The organism is Pandoraea sputorum (genome assembly GCF_000814845.2).
Lineage (GTDB): Bacteria > Pseudomonadota > Gammaproteobacteria > Burkholderiales > Burkholderiaceae > Pandoraea > Pandoraea sputorum.
In genome coordinates this window covers 4,820,549-4,839,670 of sequence record NZ_CP010431.2, presented here as the reverse complement: position 1 = coordinate 4,839,670, position 19,122 = coordinate 4,820,549, and the positions used below count along the sequence as shown (strand labels likewise).

Annotated in this window: 16 protein-coding genes; 6 read left to right on the top strand and 10 right to left on the bottom strand. The window is 64.4% G+C overall.

Translation table 11 applies throughout. The annotated features are described in order from the left end of the window. Window positions 1–21 precede the first annotated feature (21 nt). The gene (locus NA29_RS21340) at window positions 22–924 is read right to left on the bottom strand and encodes a hypothetical protein (RefSeq protein WP_039393003.1); all 903 of its coding nucleotides are present in this window, start codon (window positions 922–924) and stop codon (window positions 22–24) included. Between the two features lie 349 nt (window positions 925–1,273). On the opposite strand from NA29_RS21340, the gene NA29_RS21335 reads away from it, so the two are divergent. Continuing rightward, window positions 1,274–1,699 (top strand): hypothetical protein, encoded by a 426-nt coding sequence (locus NA29_RS21335; protein ID WP_052252296.1) that lies wholly within the window; start codon window positions 1,274–1,276, stop codon window positions 1,697–1,699. Window positions 1,700–1,782: 83 nt separating this feature from the next. On the opposite strand, the gene kefC is transcribed toward NA29_RS21335, so the two are convergent. Both kefC and kefF read right to left on the bottom strand, forming a co-directional pair. Then, entirely contained in the window at window positions 1,783–3,708 is a 1,926-nt protein-coding gene (kefC, locus tag NA29_RS21330) for a glutathione-regulated potassium-efflux system protein KefC (protein ID WP_039393000.1), read from the bottom strand. Continuing rightward, the gene (gene kefF, locus NA29_RS21325) at window positions 3,708–4,427 is read right to left on the bottom strand and encodes a glutathione-regulated potassium-efflux system oxidoreductase KefF (RefSeq protein WP_084104020.1); all 720 of its coding nucleotides are present in this window, start codon (window positions 4,425–4,427) and stop codon (window positions 3,708–3,710) included. The genes kefC and kefF overlap by 1 nt, the downstream gene beginning before the upstream one ends. A 264-nt stretch (window positions 4,428–4,691) precedes the next feature. Between kefF and NA29_RS21320 the strand changes: the two genes are divergently transcribed. Next, window positions 4,692–4,985, top strand: coding sequence for a hypothetical protein (locus tag NA29_RS21320; RefSeq protein WP_039392996.1), 294 nt, complete (start codon window positions 4,692–4,694; stop codon window positions 4,983–4,985). Between the two features lie 68 nt (window positions 4,986–5,053). On the opposite strand, the gene NA29_RS21315 is transcribed toward NA29_RS21320, so the two are convergent. The 6 genes from NA29_RS21315 to NA29_RS21290 all read right to left on the bottom strand — a co-directional run bounded on the left by NA29_RS21315 (window position 5,054) and on the right by NA29_RS21290 (window position 13,449). Next, window positions 5,054–5,521 carry a cupin domain-containing protein gene (locus NA29_RS21315; protein WP_039392993.1) on the bottom strand — a complete coding sequence of 156 codons (468 nt, stop codon included), beginning with the start codon at window positions 5,519–5,521 and terminating at the stop codon, window positions 5,054–5,056. 166 nt (window positions 5,522–5,687) lie between these two features. Next, the gene (gene bcaP / locus NA29_RS21310) at window positions 5,688–7,082 is read right to left on the bottom strand and encodes a branched-chain amino acid transporter BcaP (protein WP_039392991.1); all 1,395 of its coding nucleotides are present in this window, start codon (window positions 7,080–7,082) and stop codon (window positions 5,688–5,690) included. 772 nt (window positions 7,083–7,854) lie between these two features. After that, window positions 7,855–8,613: an SH3 domain-containing protein gene (locus NA29_RS21305; RefSeq protein WP_072633350.1), complete on the bottom strand. Its 759-nt coding sequence runs from the start codon at window positions 8,611–8,613 to the stop codon at window positions 7,855–7,857. 196 nt (window positions 8,614–8,809) lie between these two features. Next, window positions 8,810–10,465 (bottom strand): inorganic phosphate transporter, encoded by a 1,656-nt coding sequence (locus NA29_RS21300; RefSeq protein WP_039392988.1) that lies wholly within the window; start codon window positions 10,463–10,465, stop codon window positions 8,810–8,812. Window positions 10,466–10,481: 16 nt separating this feature from the next. Continuing rightward, window positions 10,482–11,588 (bottom strand): S-(hydroxymethyl)glutathione dehydrogenase/class III alcohol dehydrogenase, encoded by a 1,107-nt coding sequence (locus tag NA29_RS21295; RefSeq protein ID WP_039392986.1) that lies wholly within the window; start codon window positions 11,586–11,588, stop codon window positions 10,482–10,484. A 139-nt stretch (window positions 11,589–11,727) separates the two neighbouring features. Beyond that, a complete protein-coding gene (locus NA29_RS21290; protein ID WP_052252295.1) occupies window positions 11,728–13,449 on the bottom strand; it encodes a putative bifunctional diguanylate cyclase/phosphodiesterase in 1,722 nt (573 codons plus the stop codon). A 545-nt stretch (window positions 13,450–13,994) separates the two neighbouring features. Between NA29_RS21290 and yfiR the strand changes: the two genes are divergently transcribed. The 4 genes from yfiR to NA29_RS21270 all read left to right on the top strand — a co-directional run bounded on the left by yfiR (window position 13,995) and on the right by NA29_RS21270 (window position 18,250). Further along, the gene (yfiR, locus tag NA29_RS21285; protein WP_371328946.1) at window positions 13,995–14,564 is read left to right on the top strand and encodes a regulatory sequestration protein YfiR; all 570 of its coding nucleotides are present in this window, start codon (window positions 13,995–13,997) and stop codon (window positions 14,562–14,564) included. Further along, complete coding sequence (gene dgcN / locus NA29_RS21280; protein ID WP_084104016.1) at window positions 14,561–15,973, top strand: diguanylate cyclase DgcN/YfiN; 1,413 nt, start codon at window positions 14,561–14,563, stop codon at window positions 15,971–15,973. The genes yfiR and dgcN overlap by 4 nt, the downstream gene beginning before the upstream one ends. A gap of 77 nt (window positions 15,974–16,050) precedes the next feature. Further along, a complete protein-coding gene (gene yfiB / locus NA29_RS21275) occupies window positions 16,051–16,674 on the top strand; it encodes an outer membrane lipoprotein YfiB (protein ID WP_306592135.1) in 624 nt (207 codons plus the stop codon). Between the two features lie 322 nt (window positions 16,675–16,996). Continuing rightward, window positions 16,997–18,250, top strand: coding sequence for an SGNH/GDSL hydrolase family protein (locus NA29_RS21270; RefSeq protein WP_052253108.1), 1,254 nt, complete (start codon window positions 16,997–16,999; stop codon window positions 18,248–18,250). Window positions 18,251–18,276: 26 nt separating this feature from the next. Here the strand turns inward: NA29_RS21270 and NA29_RS21265 are convergent, their stop codons facing one another. Next, window positions 18,277–18,957 (bottom strand): 2-hydroxychromene-2-carboxylate isomerase, encoded by a 681-nt coding sequence (locus NA29_RS21265; protein ID WP_039392982.1) that lies wholly within the window; start codon window positions 18,955–18,957, stop codon window positions 18,277–18,279. Window positions 18,958–19,122: the final 165 nt, after the last annotated feature.

Genomic DNA, 19,122 nt, shown 5'->3' with positions numbered 1-19,122 from the left:
CGTCGATGAGTGAGGCGTTCGTCAGGCTTTCATAAAGCGCAGCGCGATGCGGGCGAGCTTCGGCACGAACGTCGGACGCAACAGACGCTTGTCGTATCCGTCCATGCGCCGGGCGTCTTCTTCCAGACACAGCAGGATCAGATCACGCGGCTTGAGCGATTCGCCGATGTCGGCTGTGCCCGTCGCGGGAAAGTTGGCGTCGCGCGCGACGCCGTCGGTGTCGATGCCGCGCGCGATCGCCAGGCGATCCCAGATCAGCGTGACCCAGACGGCCGCGACCCGCGCGTAAAACCACGGACGCTTCCAGAACGGCAGCGAGCGCCGGTACCAGGCCACCCAGTTCGCGAAAAAGAGAATATGACGTGCTTCTTCCTGAATCACCGGTTCGAACGTCTCCACCAAGGCTTCGGGAAAATAACCGGAGCGCTGCGCCGAGCGGAACAGACCGAAGGCCACGAAGCTGTCGATACACTCGCTGAAGCCGGTCTTCATCCACGCCCATTCGGCGTCTTTCGGCGGCGGGTAGGGCGGCTCGGCGGCGAGTTCGATGCCGTAGGCTTCGACGAGTTTGGAGAGCACGACCTTGTGACGCGCTTCCTCCTCGCCGTCCATGACGAGGGCTTCACGCAACAGCGGGTCGTGAATCGTGGCCGCGTAGGTCGCGACGCGAATCGATGCGCGTCCTTCCGTCTGCACGGCGATGTCCCAGATGGGTAGTGCGGTGAGACGTTTGAGCGCGTCGGGCGGCAGCTTCGGCCACTCGATGACGGACGGCTTGTAGGGGTTGTGAGACTCCAGCAGCATGCGGCAGAACATGCGTTTATGGGAGTCCGAACCAATTTTTACGGGGCCATCGACATCGTATTGCCAATGCCGCATGACATGGTCGGCCTGCGCTACGGCGGCCGCTAACGTGTCGGACATCTGGTCGGGATATCGCATTCGGTATGAGGTCTGTCGGCGTCGACGAAAATCATATCATCAAGCGCGATGCGTGCGCCGTGCAGCGCCGACCCGTGCTGACAGAGCCTGTCGGAAAAGATAGAGCCGGACATGACGTGAAACTGCGCAATAGAACTGCGTCATCGAACGGGTAATGACAATGCGGCGGACGTTGTGGCGCTAAGGCCAGTGCGGCGAATGAAATATTTGGTAATTGTTGCGGGCCGTGCAACGCAGGTATTCGCGCGACGCGCTATATCGCGTGCGCAGACGTGACTAGACTGTAGAGCCGCTGTCGCAGTTCTCGCAGCTACCTTGCAATGGACTCATCATGTCGCTGACCCTTGAGCAACTTTTTCCGCAGCATCGTCCCGAAGGTGAAGCCGTGGCTACGGCTCTCGATAGTCACGCTGTCGTACAGGCGTTGTCGCTCGCCGTTGCCGACCATCCGCTCGCGCTGCTGCGCATGATGTACCCGGCCACCGACGCGAACACGCACCGCAGCCGCGACGAACTCACGGAAGTGCTGCACCGTCACGGCCTGCATCAGGTCGCCGGGCTGATCGAAGAAGAATCGCCGTATCTGATGTTCACGTCGGCCGAGCACGCGCATCTCACACTCGTGGAAATCCGCCGCTACTCGGCCGCCATCGCCGTGCATCTTTACTACCGTGGACTCGCCGGTGTGGAAGCAGAAACGCGTCTGCGCGCCGACGCTCGTGTGCCTGCCGACGGCCACTTCAAGCCGTTCGACTGATTGTCCGGTTTGGTCGGTTCGGCACGCACGCTATCGACGCGATAGCGTGCGTTGCTGATGGCAGGATCTCGACGAGCGATCGCTCAGGCGTGAGGTTTGTCGGCTGCGCGCGATGTTGCGGTCTTTTCCTGAGACGTTGAGGTGTCGGCGCTTGCTGGCTCCGGCGTTTTTTCGGGGGCGCTGTCGCCGTCCCAGCCAAACGTGACCTGTCGCTGCGCGCGACGCGTTGCCCGCTCGCGCGCCATCTGCTCTTCGAACTGACGACGCCCCTCCTTCGCGGTGGCGATCATCTTGTTCCGGTCCTGGTAGGAGGGATACATTTCGTCCGTCAACTGCAAATTGGCGCGTCTGAACGCCATCGTCGCTTCACGGGCTTCGGACGCGGGCCACCCGAGTGTTTCGAGCACCGAGCGCGCGCTGCGCAGTGACGACTCGAAGACCTCCCGCTCGACTTGCTTCACACCACGCTCGCGCAACTGGAACAAGTGTCCGACGTTGCGCGCTCTGGCGATGACGGGCACGTCGGGGAAATGCTCGCGCATCAGATCGGCGATTTCGAGCGACTGATCGATATCGTCCACTGCGATGACCACCGCACGCGCGTTGGCCACGCCCGCGATTCGGAGCAGGTCGAGACGCGTGGCATCGCCGTAGAACACGCGAAATCCGAACTGACGCAGACTCTCGATGGTGTCCGGATCGTGATCCAGCACGGTGACCGACACGCCTTGCGGAATCAGCGTGCGGCCGACGATCTGGCCGTAACGTCCGAACCCGCAGATCACCACGTTCGCCGACTGCGGCTCCGAGATTTCCTCCATGCGCGGTGATCCCTTCACGCTGTAACGCGGCAGCAACCACTTGTCGATGGCCACGAGCAGCAGGGGTGAGAGCAACATCGATAGCGCGACGGCACCGATCAGGAACGACGACACCGCAGGCGGCAGCACCTGTGGACCGGCCGACTGGAACACCACGAAGGCGAATTCACCGCCTTGCGCGAGCAGCAGCGTGAAGATCGGGCGCTCCTGATACGGCAACTGCATCAGACGCGACAGACTGTAGATCGCGAGTCCCTTGAGCGCCATGAAGCCGATCACGACGGCAAGCATACGTAGCGGTTGTGCCATCAGCACGCCGAAGTCGATGCTCATGCCCACGGCGATGAAGAACAACCCCAGCAGCAGTCCCTTGAACGGCTCGATGTCGGTTTCGAGTTCGCGCCGGTATTCGCTTTCCGCGAGCAGCACGCCTGCGAGGAAGGCGCCGAGCGCCATCGACAAGCCGACCAGTTGCATCAGCGTCGCGATGGCGACGACCAGCAACAACGCTGCCGCCGTGAAGATTTCGGGCGTCTTGCTGTTGGCAATCCAGCGCAGCAGCGGACGCAATGCGAGACGGCCGCCGAGAATGATGGCGGCAATCACGCCGACGATTTTCAGGGCTTCGAGTGCGCGCTCCGTACCCGTGAGCGCATGGCTGTCGACCGAGTCGGCGAGCAGCGGCAGCAACGCGAGAATCGGAATCGCGGCGACGTCCTGGAACAGCAGAATCGAGAAGCCCGCCTGACCGCTGGCGGTGGCGAGCATGTTGCGCTCGGCCATCACCTGCAACGCAATAGCGGTGGAGGACAGTGCAAGACCGAGCGCGGCGACGAGCGCGATGCGCCACGGTGCACCGAGGGCGACACCCGCTGCAAACAGCAACACGGCGCACCCGATGACCTGTGCCGAGCCCCAACCGAAGATCGGCCGTCGCAAGCTCCACAGGCGGCGTGGTTCCAGTTCGAGGCCGACGAGGAACAACATCAGCACCACGCCGAACTCGGCAAAGTGCAAAACGTCTTCCACACGCGAGACGAGGCCGAGGCCCCACGGGCCGATGGCGATCCCGGCAGCGAGGTAGCCGATGATCGCACCGAGACCGAGCGCGCGGGACAGCGGCACGACGATGACGGCCGCAGCCAGATAGATGAGGCTGGCGAGCAACCAGGACGGCACATGTTCCATCAGGCGGCCCTCCCGGGAGCGGTGTCGGTGGTGTTCTGTGTGCTCTCGCCCGTCGCGCAGCGCGGTCTGTCGGTCGAGGGGATCACCTGACATTCGTCGGCGTCCGCCATGGAGACCAGCTCGGGCCAGTGCGGGTAAGTGGCGAGACGTCCGGCGAATTCGCTCACGTGGGTGTCGAGCGCGGCGGCGTCGCAGCGTCGAGCGCCAAAGAGTACATGCGGCGGCAAAAAGCGCATGCCGCACAGATGCGACGTCTGCTCGTAAGCAGGCAGGAAGGCAGAAAACGCGTGCTGGTTGTACCCTTCGGGACGGTAGCTTTCGAGCGGCCCGCCAGTGCTGGCCACGAGCCAGAGGTCCTTGTTGGCGAGCGCGTGGCCGTCCTGACCGTAAGCCCAGCCCCACGAAAGCACTTCGTCGAACCAGAGTTTCTGCAACGGCGGCATGCTGTACCAGTAGATCGGATGCACGAGCACGATCAGGTCGGCGCGCGCCACGCGTTCCTGCTCGGCGGCAACGTCGATGCTGAAGTCGGGATACGTCGAGTACAGATCGTTGACGTCGACACCTTCGATGCCGCGTGCGGCTTCGAGCAGACGTCGGTTGACGCGCGAGTCGCGCCAGCGCGGATGCGCCACGATGACGTAGACGGCGCGCTGCGGGGCACCGTTGCGGGTGTCCTGTGCGGCTTGCTGGAGACGGGAGGAGGCGGGGGCTGTCATGCGGGGGAGGATACTCCATTCGTGTGACGCACGGCATCACGCGAAGGTGTGGATTCGACGCGGTAAGATGCACGGCGCACACGCCACAGATGGCCGGTGAGCGGCCGACGCCCCGCTAAAGACTCGGCAGCCGGCGCCGTTAGGGATTAAGTGAGGAATTAAAGGCCCGCGATGCGTTTCGATGCGCACTGCGGCTCAAAAAAACGAATAACAAAACACTTCGCGCAGGCGGTGCAGTCATGCACACGTCAGTGCTTTTCCGACATGTCGCCGCAAGCCTTTCGCAACACCGTCAATCTCATCTATCACGGACGCAACGTGGCGCTCACGCTGCTGCTCGTCGCTTTGCTCTACAACCAGACGTTCTGGGTGTTCGCGAGTGCGGTGGCGGCGGCGCTCTGCACGGGGGCACTGCATGAGGCGGGACGTATGCCGCAGGATGAAGAATTGCCGCCGCGTCCGCTCGTCATTCAGATCATCCGCATCTCCGTGCCCTTGCTGCTCACGATGTTCGCGCTCGGCTACGGGGCCGTCTGGCTCAATCGCCACTTTGGCTGACCTGTCGCTGCGTTGATGACGGGGCACAGAGCAGCCGTCAGGCGTCTCCGTGCCGGACCGTCATCCCTTTACTTCACCCACTGAATATCGTTCGGTGCCTGCGGCGGCAGCTTGATCGCCAGCACCTTGAATTCGCCGCTGGTGTTCTGCGACCCGGCATGCACGGTGCCGCGCGGGATCACGATCAGATCGCCCGGGTGCACCTCGCGCTGCTGATCGCCTAGCCAGAAGGTGCCGCTACCCGAAATCACGTACTGAATTTCATCGGCATCCTGATGGGTGTGACGGGGCACGTTTCCGCTCTGCACTGCGACGGTGCCGTTTTGCGTGGCGACCAGCGTGCGCGAGCGCAGCGTGCCTACGTTGGGGACGAGCTTGCCGATTTGTTCGTCGGTCATCGCACCGACGTCGATAATTTGTGGCGTGAGCGCGGCGGGCGGTGCTGCCTGTGCCACGGCGTTCGGCATCAGATGGGACGAGAGGAAGCCCGCAGCGAACGCGGCAGGCACAGCGGCAAGCAGGACATAACGGCGCATGTTTTGATTCCTTGGCTAAGACGTGTGGTGACGACGGCAAGGGAAAAGCACGGACGAATGAGAAAGGGCCTCGGGGGCACACCGATGTGTCCCTCCGAGGCCCTGTGCCGGACTATACGCCCACTCGCGACGGCGCGCGAGATGGGGGAAGTCGGTGTTGTGGGTATTAGCCTTGCTTGTGCAGCAGCGCGTTGCGGCGCGCGTAGGTGAAGTAGATCACCATGCCGATCGCGAGCCACACCACGAAGGCGATCCACGTGGTGGCTTGCAGATGCGCCATCAGGAACAGGCACAGGCCCACGGAGATGAGCGGCACGACCGGCGCACCCGGCACGCGGAACACGCGCGGCAGGTCGGGGCGCGTGCGCCGCAGCACGAGCACGGCCACGGACACCAGCGCGAACGCCGACAAAGTGCCGATGTTGATCAGCTCGGCGAGCACACCCAGCGGCACGAAACCTGCGATTACGGCGAACACCACGCCGATGATCCACGTGCCCGCGAACGGCGTCTTGTGCGAGGGATGAATGCGCGAGAGCAGCGGCGGCAACAGGCCGTCGCGCGACATGGCGTAGGTGATGCGCGTCTGGCCGTACGTCATCACCAGGATGACGGTGGTCATGCCGAGAATCGCCCCCAGATCGACGAAGCCTGCGATCCAGTTCTGTCCGGCGTATTGCAGCGCGAGCGACACCGGGTGATCGACTCCGGCGAACTGCGCGAACGGCACGATGCCGGTCATGATTGCGGCCACTGCAACGTACAACAATGTGCAGACGATCAGCGAACCGATGATGCCGATGGGCAAGTCGCGTCCGGGGTTGCGCACTTCTTCGGCGGCGGACGTGACGGCGTCGAAGCCAATGAAGGCGAAAAACACTAGCGCGGCGGCGTTGAACATGCCACTGGTGCCGAACGGCATGAACGGTGTCCAGTTGGCCGGTTTGACGTGCCATACGCCCACGGCGATGAACAGCAGCACGACGCCGATCTTGATGGCGACCATCAGGTTGTTGATGCGTGCTGACTCGCGCACGCCGTACGACAGCACCCACGTGATGAGCAGCATGATCACGACGGCGGGCAGGTTGATGAACGTCGTCACGCCGGGCACGCTGCCAGGCGCTGCGGTAATCGCGGCGGGCAGGTGAAGGCCGAATCCGGCGGCCAGCGACTGGAAGTAGCCGGACCAGCCGACGGACACGGCGGAGGACGCCAGTCCGTATTCGAGCATCAGATCCCAGCCGATGATCCACGCAACGATTTCACCGAGTGTGGCGTAGCTGTAGGTATAGATGGAGCCGGAGACGGGGATGGTGGAGGCGAACTCGGCGTAGCACAGCGCGGCGAAGCCGCAGGCCATCGCGGCGATCATGAACGAGACGGTGAGTGCCGGACCGGCCGTCAGCGCGCCGGTGCCGGTGAGAACGAAGATGCCGGTGCCGATGATCGCACCGATGCCCATGAGGACGAGGTCGACCGGGCCCAGCACTTTCTTGAGATCGCCGGTGCGACCCGCGACCAGCATGTTCTCGATGTTTTTGGTTCGAAAAAGACTCATTGCCTGCAAAAGGTTCCTGCAACGTATGCCCCTGGCGCTCGCTTGGCGGGCACCATCCGGGGAATCTGCGGAAGACGTGTCCCGCAACCTGGCTGCAAAGGGCACCCGGGCTTGTGGCCGCTCGTTCCCATGCGTGGCGGAAGGCCACAGGGTTTGACGAACCACGTCGTTGCGCTAACACCGCCCGGACACAATGCACGGGCAATACGCGGCCAACACCGGAGGGCGCGGGGAGCGCGTGCCGTCGATGGGGCGTGGCGATAGGCATGCCACGACGCCGCCGCTCAGGGTGAGCAGGCACGCCGGGGCGGGACGAACACAATCGAGACTTACTGAGGATCCTGCCGGACTGCCGTGACCGCTGCGATGCTTCGCTGCGGCACACCGGAGATAGGTCTGCTGAAGGGTCTGCAATGTTGGTGCACGGTGGCGCCGGATGGCGTCGGTGTGCAAGGGCTCGCTGTCCTGCGGTCCGGCCATCGGCGCCCGTTCGGCACCTCCGCCTGGCCGGAATTGCTCACATTTTAAGCGTTTTTCCTAAAGCGCGTGCAGTTACTGCTTAATTGGGGGCGGATGTAGTGGCGGATGTAGCGGCGGCGGGGCGGGCGCCTAACCCCACACCCCGCTACCACCGCCACGCGCTGGCCCACCTCCGGGCCGCGGGGGTTGCCGGTACCCTGACTGCGCTCCACCTGAAAGTCGCTCCGTCAGGGCACCGACAACCCCCGCCACTCATGTGCCCGAGTTCTTACCCTCGGTCGGCATGCACCCACTATCTGTTCTGGCCCCCCGGACCCCCACCCGGAGGACGGCCACCGCCATGTCCACCTCCGTGCCCCCCGCCATGGCCACCACCGTGACCCCCTCCGTGCCCGCCGCCATTTCCGCCCCCCGGCGGACGCGGGCCCGGGCCACCACCGTGTCCGGGCGGACGCGGCCCCGGGCCCGCACCATGTCCCGGCGGCCTCGGCCCCGGACCCGCACCATGACCGGGTGGCCTCGGTCCCGGTCCCGCCCCATGGCCCGGCGGTCGCGGCTGGCCCGGGTAGTAACCGTGTCCCGGCGGGCGCGGCCCCGGCCCCGGTCCCCAATGCGGTGGACGTGGTCCCGGCGGCGGGCGATGCCAGTAACGCTGATCGTTGTACCAGGGACGGTGACGGTAATAGTTGCCCCAGTACGAACCGATGGAGAAGGTGATGATCGGCAAGCCGATCATCGTCCCGTAGTTCAGCACGGGCACCGGATTGCCCTGATAGGGATAGCTGAGCAACCCGCCATAGATCCATCCGCGTGCGCCCGGCAAGCCGATGTCGCACCACGAATAGCCCGCGACACAGCCGTAGACCGTCACCGGCATACCGGGCCCGGCCTGAGCAACGACCGGGTAGTCGGACGCCGGGCCTGCCCGCACATTGGCCGAGGCGTTGATGATTGCCTGCCCGGATTGCGCCGACGCCACGCCGGGCACCACGGCAAGCGTCGTCAACACGGTCGCTGCCGCGACGACCAGTGGCAAGGTTTGTTTGTTCATGTTCGTCTCCCTGTTTTCCCCGTATTCCCTGACTCGGCGGTGCACGGCGATGGCTTCAGACCCCTCCGCACGCTCCATGCCGGTTCGACCAGATGCCCTGCCCAATGGTTTGCGGTAATGCGTAACGAAACGTTGCCGGAATATTGTTGCGGGTTACGGGGGCGCATCCGCTTGCCGTCCCATGCGCGCGACACGCTCAGAACAACTGACGGAAGCCCCAGTACAGGCTGCCCGCGAGCACGATGGCCGCCGGGAGCGTGAGCACCCAAGCGAGTAACAGATTCCGGATGGTGTCCCACTGCAGGCCCGACCCGTTGATAGTCATGGTGCCTGCGACACCGGACGACAGCACGTGCGTGGTCGACACCGGCAGGCCGTACATGTCCGCCGCCCCGATGGTCAACATGGCGACGACTTCGGCCGACGCGCCTTGCGCATACGTGAGGTGCTTCTTGCCGATCTTCTCGCCGACGGTCACGACGATGCGCCGCCACCCGACCATTGTCCCGAGACCCAGCGCGACGGCGACCGACACCTTCACCCAGAACGGAATGTACTTGGTGGCCTCGTCCAACTGCCCGCGAAACGCCTTAAGGTCACGGACGGCGTCCGTCTGAAGATGCACGTCGTGTTGTCGTTCCAGCAGCCGGATGGTCTCCGACGCGATGTACATGTCGTTGCGCACGTTGGCGACCGACGCGGCAGGCATGCGCGCAAACGAGCCATGTTCCGCTGCCTCGCGGCCGATATCGCCGGTAAGTTCGGATAACGCCGGTACGACGTCGGGCGTGAAGCGTTCGGTGCGCACGAAACGGGTCAGCACGTCGCGGGCGGGAGCATGCGGTGTGGCATCCGACGCATCGGTGTCAGGCGTGGTACCCAGCGGCGGGTGCGCCGCGAGCGAGCGTTGTGCGGTCTGCGCGCTGGCGGCGAACTGGGCCACCTGCGCGTCCGGCATCGCATGGTTGAGGGCGTAGGCGATGGGCACCGTGCCGACCAGAATCAGCATGATGAGCCCCATGCCTTTCTGCCCGTCGTTCGATCCGTGCGCGAAGGACACGCCGGTACAGGTGAGAATGAGCATGCCTCGAATCCACCACGGCGGTGGCTTGCGCGGCTCCGGCGAAGCGTATAGCGCCGGATTGCGAACGCAGAATTTGAGCGTGACGAAGAGGGCCGCCGCAAGCCCGAAGCCGAGTACGGGCGAGAGCAGCAGCGAGTAGCCGACGGTCGTCACCTGCGACCAGTCGATGCCGCTCGTGCCGTCGCGTCCATGCATGAGCGCGTTGGCAATGCCCACGCCGACAATCGAGCCGACCAGCGTGTGCGAGGACGATGCGGGCAGGCCAAGCCACCACGTCGCGCCGTTCCAGACGATGGCGGCGATGAGCAGTGCGAAGACCATCGCGAAGCCCGCCGACGCCCCGACTTGCAGGATCAGTTCGACCGGCAGCAGGGAGACGACGCTGAAGGCCACCGCACCGCTCGATAGCAGCACGCCGAGAAAGTTGAACAGGCCGGACCACATCACGGCGATGCTCGGCGGCAGGGAGTTGGTGTAGATGACGGTGGCGACCGCGTTCGCCGTATCGTGAAATCCGTTGACGAATTCGAAGCCGAGGGCGATGAGCAGCGCGACCACGAGCAGCAGGAACGGCAGCAGCGCGATGCTGTGCCCGCCTGCCCGGCCGACGTCGCGTACGAGACTGACGGTGGTGAAAATCAGCCCTGCGAGCAGCAGGGCGAGGAAAATCGCGAGACGAATGCGGTGACGGCGGCGGCGTGCCCGTGCGAGCGGCCCGATGGTATCGCCAGCGGGACTGTCGGGCGGATCGAGCACGCCGCCGCGCATGAGACGATCTGCGAGATCAGTACAGCACGACGGACCGGATGGACTCGCCGCGCTTCATCAGATCGAAGCCTTCGTTGATCTGGTCGAGACGCAGCGTGTGCGTGATCAGATCGTCGATGTTGATCTTGCCTTCCATGTACCAGTCGACGATCTTCGGCACGTCGGTGCGGCCACGCGCGCCGCCGAACGCCGAACCTTTCCACTCACGCCCCGTCACCAGTTGGAACGGACGCGTGCTGATCTCCTGACCCGCTGCGGCCACGCCGATGATGAACGACTGCCCCCAGCCCTTGTGACAGCATTCCAGCGCCTGACGCATGGTCGTGACGTTGCCGATGCACTCGAACGAGTAGTCCGCGCCGCCGTCGGTCAGTTGCACGATGGTGTCGACGACGTTTTCCACTTCATTCGGGTTGATGAAGTGCGTCATGCCGAACTTCCTGGCGAGTTCCACACGTCCCGGGTTGATGTCGACGCCGATGATCTTGTCCGCGCCGACCATCTTCGCGCCCTGAATCACGTTCAGGCCGATGCCGCCCAGACCGAACACCACGACGTTCGCACCCGCTTCGACCTTCGCCGAATAGACGACGGCACCGACGCCGGTCGTCACGCCGCAGCCGATGTAACAGACCTTGTCGAACGGCGCGTCGGAGCGGACTTTCGCCACGGCGATTTCCGGCACGACGATGTAGTTCGAGAAGGTGGACGTGCCCATGTAATGGAAGATGGGCTTGCCGTCGAGCGAGAAGCGCGACGTGGCGTCCGGCATCAGGCCGCGACCCTGCGTGCTGCGGATCGCCTGGCACAGGTTGGTCTTGCGCGACAGGCAGAATTTGCACTGACGGCATTCCGGCGTGTACAGCGGAATGACGTGGTCGTCTTTCTTGAGCGTGGTCACACCGGGGCCGACGTCGACGATCACGCCCGCGCCCTCATGGCCGAGGATGGCGGGGAAGATACCTTCCGGGTCTGCGCCGGAGAGTGTGTAGTAGTCCGTATGGCAGATGCCGGTGGCCTTGACCTCGATCAGCACCTCGCCAGCACGCGGCCCTTCCAGATCGACTTCCTCGATGGTCAGGGGTTTGCCCGCTTCCCAGGCAATGGCGGCTTTGGTTTTCATGGCGTTATTCCTCGTTGCTACGTCGTTCGGGAGAATCCCTTCGCGACGTACCATACCGCGTTATAAAGTCACGCGCGAGTCTTGACACGCCATGTCGACAAAAAAGTCGTTGCTGGATACATGAATCGCTCAACGCCGCTCAGCGTCTTGCACCGCTGCCCAACGGTGCCACGATGTGATAAAAGCCCTGTGCGTCGACCGGGCGGGCGAACCAGAAGCCTTGCGCCTCGTCGCAGCCCAGTTCGGTGAGGCGCTGCGCCTGTGCCTGTGTCTCGACGCCTTCGGCCGTCACGCGCAGCCCCAGCGAGTGCGCCATGGCGATGACGGCACTCACGATGGCATGGCTCGGTGCATGCGTGAGCATGTCGCGCACGAAGCTCTGGTCGATCTTCAGCCGATGAACCGGAAAGCGCGTGAGATAGGCAAGACTTGCGTAACCCGTACCGAAGTCGTCCACGGCGATTTCTACGCCCATGTCGTGCAGCGAGCGCAGACAGCCGACGGCAGTGCTGGAGTCGCCCAGCAAGACCGTCTCGGTGATTTCGATTTCCAGGTGGCGCGGCTCAAGCGCATGCGCATTAAGCGCCCGCTCGATCATGCCTACGACGTCCTGCCGCGCGAACTGCTGCGCGGAGACGTTCACGGAGATGCGCGGCAAATGGCCGCAGCGTCGCAGCAACCGGCTCGCCTCACGGCACGCGGTCTGCATGACCCATTCGCCCAGCGGCAGAATAAGTCCGGAGGTCTCGGCAATCGGCACGAACTCCGCCGGACCGACAGCGCCGAGCGAAGGATGACGCCAGCGCAGCAGTGTCTCCGCGTTGCGGATCTCGCCCGTCGAAAGCGTGACCTGTGGCTGGTAGACAAGATGCAACTGCGAATGCGACGCCTCATGCACGGCTACGCGCAGTAGCGTCTCCAGTTCGTTGCGGCGTCGCGCCTGCGAATCCATCTCGCTGCTGAAAAAGCGCAATCCTCCACCGGCGGCGCTGGCGATACCGAGCGCCACATGGGCGCGCCGCAGCAGCGTCTCGGGGGTGTTTCCGTGATCCGGGTAGCTGACCGCGCCGATGCTCGCATCCAGCGCAACGGAGTTCTGATCGACGTCCACCCATTGTGCGAGTCGAGCCTGAATGCGCGCCGCGAGCAGGCGTGCGCCGTCTCCGGTTTCGTTGGTGACGATCACGAACTGGCTGCCGCCCAGGCAGGCGAGGGCGTCCTCGGGGCCGCTGGCCTCGCGAAGCCGCTCGGCCGCGATGCGCAGCGCCAGCTCGGCAGCGGGTGGACCGAAGGTGCTGCGCAGTTTGCGCAGGTGATCGAGTTCGACCAGCATCACCGTCAGCCCGACCTGCTGTATCGCGCAGCGATGGATCGCCAGTTCGAGGCGTTCGTTGAGCAGAGTCTGATTGGGCAGACGGGTGACCGGGTCGTGGTGTGTGACATACCAGAGCCGCGACGCCACCTGCACTTGCTGCGACAGATCGAGCACGATGCCGACCCAACGGCGCTCGCCCGGTGCGTGTTCGACGCAGGAGAGCGCGAGGCGGATGGGTAGCCAACTGCGGATGTGGGTGAGCAGATGCCACTCGTCGTCATACGGCACGGCTTCATGCGCCGACAGGCTGGCCAGCGCAGGCAGGCGGCGGCGTGCCAGTTCCGAGGGATCGAGCAGGGAGAGGAAGCTGCGTTTGCCGAGCAGGTCGTCGGGCGTATAGCCGGTCAGGCGCGTGAACGCTGCGTTCATGCGTTCGAGCATGCCGTCGTCGGTACAGACGAACATCGCATACGGCGCGCTGTCGAGCGCGGCACGGCTCAATTCGGCCTGGACGTCGGGCACCCGACGAGGTACGGGATCGTTCACGTCCGTACCTCCCTAAAGCCGAACTGGCCGGGATTCAGGAACGTCATGCAACACCTCCCTGGCGTCGCGATTTTTATCTCGAAAATCGAGCGATTTCTTCGCTCGATTCCTCTTGTTTTTCAATTGGTTATGAGCGTTATTCTGCCACGATGCAAGCGTCTTCGTGCAAGGGAAAACGCGGGGTCGGAAGGGGTTCCGAAAAGGCGGCGGCACGCGCATGCTGTGGGCTGGCGATACGGGCGTGGAAATGTCTCGCCGGACCCGGTCCGTATGGCTTCGCGAGAAGCCGTTCGGTATCATGCGGCCTGTCTCCGTCGGGATGACACCGAAATGGCGTCGATCTCGCCGGTGGTGCCGACAGTGCATTTTGAAGGGCAAGCGGACGACCGCGAACATTTGGGTACTGAGGGAAGGCGACGTTGCATAGCGTCCGGATAATGACGACCGGTGTGACACGGGGCCTGCGGCAGGCATGCGGCAGCGGCCGGTCTGCGCGCGCGCGTTCGTGGTTGAGTTTGTTGCGGTTTTGCCTGATGTGCCTGAGCGTGCTCATAGTGGGACTGGCGGGACTGGTCGGACTGGCAGGGCAGGCAGCGGCGCAGTCGTCGGCCGCAGGCAATGCAGGCAATGCAGGCACCGCAGGCAATGCCGGTGCCGCTTCCGTCAGTGTGCGTGACGCCAATGTCCGGCAAGTCGTGCTCGGCATCATCAGTTTCACCCGCTGGCCGACGACACCTGCGAAAGTGCGTCTGTGCGTGGCCGGCAATACGGACTACGCGCGCGACTTGCTGGCCGCTCAGCCGTCAGGCAGCGTGCCACCGGTAGAAGCGCAACGTATCTCCCCTCTGGAACCAGCCATCGGTTCGTTGTGCGACGCGTTGTACCTCGGCGCGATGAGCGACAACGAGCGTCGTCAGGTGCTGGCCAACCTCGCCGGTCATCCCGTGCTGACGATCAGCGAACGCAACGACTCGTGCACCATCGGCACGATGTTCTGCCTGAACGTCGATGCCGACCGGGTGACCTTCGATATCAACCTCGACACCGTCGCGCGCAGCGGCGTGCGTGTCCACCCGAACGTGCTGAAGCTGGCGCGAAAGCCGGCAACGCCATGACCACCCAATTCCCCCCAGCCCATCCACCGCCGTCCGGACCCGGGTCGCCCGTGGCCGGACTGCTGTCACCGCAGGCCTCGCCGGATGCGGCGACCGGCGCAGCGGCGCACGAATCGACGCATGAGCCGCCAGCGGGTGCCGCCGTTACGCCTTCGACGCCGCCTGCCGCGTTGTCCGTGCGTCGGCGACGCCCCTCCTTGCAGCGCGTGCTACGACGCACGCATCTGCGACTCGCGGTCTCCGCCGTGGTCCTCGCTGCGCTCTTGCTCTCTGGCGTCGCGTGGATCGCATTGCGCGCCTACGCCGAAAACAATCTGCTGCTGATCGGCCGCTCGCTGGCCTACACCGCCGAAGCGGCGGTTGTGTTCGGCGACAAGGTGGCGGCACAGGAAGCGATTGCGCTCATTGCCAGAGACGAAGACGTGGTTCAGGTTCGCGTGCTCGATGCGCGCAACGCGCAGTTTGCGATGTGGCGCCGTCCCGACGGCGGCACGCTGGCACGTATCGAACGAACTGTCGCCGACATCGCCATGCCCGGTCCGGTGACGCTGCCTATCCGTCATGAAGACAAGGTCGTCGGCACGATCGAAGTCCAGGGGCAGGGCAATCAGTTCTTTGTGTTTCTGATGAGCGGGATCGGCGGTGTGCTCGCGTGTCTTGCCGTCACGTTCGGCGTTGCGAACGTGCTCGCCAAGCGGATGCACCGCGATATCGTCAAGCCGCTGCGTGCGCTGGCGGAAGTGGCGCATGCGGTGCGTCGCGAGCGGGCGTTCCATCAGCGCGTCGCCGCGACGCCGATTGCCGAGCTCAAGGAACTGGGCGACGACTTTAATGCGCTGCTCGACGAGTTCGAAGGCTGGCAGAACCATTTGCGCGCGCAGAATGCGACGCTCGCCCATCAAGCGAATCACGATCCACTGACGGGCTTGCCGAATCGCGCATATTTCGAGTCGCGGCTGGTGCAGGCTCTCGACGAGGCACGCGAACTGGGCACGCACGTCGCGCTGTTGTATCTCGACAGCAACCGCTTCAAAGACATCAACGATCAGCTCGGCCACGACGCTGGCGACGCGGTGCTCGTGGCGATTGCCGAGCGTCTGCGCCAGCCGCTGCGCGAGGGAGATCTGGTGGCGCGTCTGGGCGGCGACGAGTTCGCGGTGATGCTGCCTGGCGTGCGGCAGACGTCCAACGCCGTGCGTCTCGCCCAGAACCTGCTCGCCTCGATGGAACGGCCGATTGCACTGCCCGACGGCAGCGAACTGGCCACGTCGATGAGCATCGGCGTGGCGTTGTACCCGACACACGCCAACGACGCAGTCGCGCTGCTGCGCGCGGCGGATGCGGCGATGTATCAGGCCAAGCGTGCCGGAGACGGCACCTGGCATGTTGCGGAAAGCCCCAAGGGATAAGGCGGCGGGCAACACCTAAGCTGTAAAAACATAAAGATAAATGACGACCGGATTTCACACCGCAATGGGGATTGACCTTGGACTTCGCTGCTATCGCTGCTAGTAATGCCGACGCTGTCGGTACGGGCAGCTCACAACATTCATTTGCCCGCCGGGGCAACTTCGGAGGCAACTTCGTCGCCACCCTGAATCGCACTTTCTCGCAATACCGGGCGCTCCTGCGCCGCGCGCTCGGACTGGTGATCCTGCTTGGCATCGGGGCGCTCGCCGGTTGTCAGACCACGCCGGTGCACGGCCTGACCCCTGAGCAGATCGCGGCGCTCAAGTCAGAGGGTTTCACGCAGACGGACGAGGGCTGGGAGTTCGGGCTGTCGGATACGGTGCTCTTCGACACCGATAAGTTCGTGGTGCGCGACCCTGCACGCGAGACGGTCACGCGCATCGGGCACACGCTGGTGAAGGTCGGACTCGACGCGGTTCGCGTCTACGGATACACCGACTCGGTCGGCAGCGATACGTACAACGAGCAGCTTTCGGCACGCCGTGCCGACGCCGTGGCGGGTGTACTCGCCGAGGCGGGCGTCAAGCGCGCAGGCATCCAGACGATCGGAGCGGGCAAGCGTAATCCGGTGGCCGATAACAGCACACCGGCAGGACGTGCGCAGAACCGGCGCGTCGCCATCGTGATTTCGACGCGCTGACTTTGACGTACTGACTTCGACGTACTGACCTCGATGTACTGACGTCGATGTGCTGAGTCCTCGCGTCTTAGCTCGTCAGGTTTCGACACGCCAAACCGGGCGGCAAGGCCATGCCTGAAAGGTAATGTAAGTCCTTGCCAACGGCCGCAATCAGGCACAATGGCGACTGCTGCCCGAATCCCCCATGTTGGCCTACGCTGTTTTCATGCTCCCGACGTTGTCTACGTTTACGAACGACTGGTTTCCCGCTGCCGAGGGCTCGCCCCGAACGCAACGCGCTTTGCGCGTCGCGTTGACCGTGTTCGCGACCACCCTCGCCGGTATGTCCTCGACGGCGCTGGCTCAGGGGCAGGGCGCATCGAATGCACCGAACGCACGCGTCGGCGCATGGGCGACGGCGCCGCAAGCCGTCGCGCAGCATCCGGCTGCGCCTTCGTTCAATCGGGCGCCGGCCGCAGGCGGGCGCACCGTCCGTCAGATCGTTTATCCCACGCTGTCCGGCAACGATGTCCGCGTGCGGTTCTCGAACGCCTACGGCACGCAGCCCCTGCTCATCGAACGCGCAACCCTTGCCGTGTCCACACGCGGTGCGGCCATCGACGCGGGCACGGTGCGAGGCCTCACGTTCGGCGGGCAACCGGCGGCGCGCATTGCACCGGGCGCATCGCTCGACAGCGACCCGCTGCCGTTCGCTGTGCGCGCCGGAACGCCGCTGGCCGTTAGTCTGTTCACACAAGAATCGAAGACACCCACCACGTGGCACAAGATCGCGCAGCAGACCGCCTTTCTGAGCGGCGCGGGGGATTTCGTCGATAACGCACAGGCGGCGTCGTTTCCCACCCGCTTCACGAATACCTTGTGGCTGGCCGGGCTGAGCGTCGTGCCGGATGTGCCGTCGCACGCCATCGTCGCGATCGGCGATTCAATCACGGACGGCATGCGCAGCACGCTCAACGCCAATCGTCGCTGGCCGGATGGATTGGTGCGTCGTCTGGACGCCGCCGGGCGACGCGATATCGCCGTGCTCAATCTCGGCATCAGCGGCAATCGCTTGCTGCACGATTCGGCCTGCTATGGCGAGCGGCTGGTGGCGCGCTTTCGTCGCGACGCGCTGGAGCAACCCGGCGTGAAGACAGTCGTCGTGCAGATCGGCATCAACGACATCAATTTCGGTTACGTGCCGCCGCACGGCGGGCTCGATTGCGACGTGCCGCACGTGATCGTGAGCGCGCCGGAAATGATCGCGGGCTATCAGTCGCTGATTGCGGCGGCGCACGCCCGCAATGTTCGCATTCTCGGCACCACGATCCCGCCGGGCAAACTGCCGCCGGAGCGCGAAGCCGTGCGTGAGGCTGTCAATCAGTGGGTGCGTACAGGCGGTGCTTTCGATGGCGTGATCGATTTCGACGCGGCATTGCGCGATCCGTCGCAGCCGACACGCATGCTGCCGCGCCTGGATAGCGGCGACGGCACGCACCCGAGCGACGCCGGTTACGCCGCGATGGCGGACGCCGTGTCGCTGCCATTGATTCTTGGTAGCGGTGCGAAGGCGCAATCGTCTGGCGCTGCACGCTGACGTTCGTCAGCGGACTGCCGTCGCTATCAACGCTCGCGTTTCACGCCCACGGTCACCTGTTGCAGCCGGGTGACGTCCGGCGACTGCAGCCATTCCGGATGCTCGAGGCAGTGGCGGAACATCGCCGTGGCGTCGTCCCCCCAGTACAACTCTCCGTCATAAGCAAACGTCGGCACGCCGAACACCCCGGCGGCAATCGCCCCTTCGGTGTTCTCGCGAAGCCCCGCTTTGACCTCGGGCGATTCCGCACGCGCTGTCGCGTCGTCGGGATGCAGGCCGAGGCGCTCGCTCAGATCGGCCCAGCCTTGCGGGTCGGTCACGTCGCGTCCCTCCGCCCAGATGAAGCGGAAGATCGTGCGCACGACGTCGTGCGTCGCGCCTAACGCGACCGCCAGACGCAACACGCGAATCGGATGGAACGGGTGCACCGGCGGCATTCGATACGCAATGCCGTCCTGCTCGGCGCGGAACTGCGCCATGCGATAGGTAAAGATGCGCTTGTACGGCGTCTCTGCCGGTCCCTGCGTCTGCAAATGCACGAGGATCGCGCCCAGCACGATGGGTTTGAGTTCGATGTCGAGCGTGCGCGGCAGCGTATCGAAGCGCTCGAATTGCAGGTACGCGAACGGGGAGGCGAAGTCGAAATACCACTGGGCTTGATGGACGTGGTGGACGTGGGGGACGGGGGTGTCGGCAGTCTGCGACATGGGGCGCGGTCTCCTGTGTAGAAATTTTTCTCGGCGCGTGCGACTTGACGCTCCGAACAGTGTAGCGGGACCGCGCGAACGTCGCCAAAACCCTCAAGAAATCAGTGGCTTATCACTGATCCGAAGATTTATCGGGATTTCGGATATTTTGTATCCGATATAACG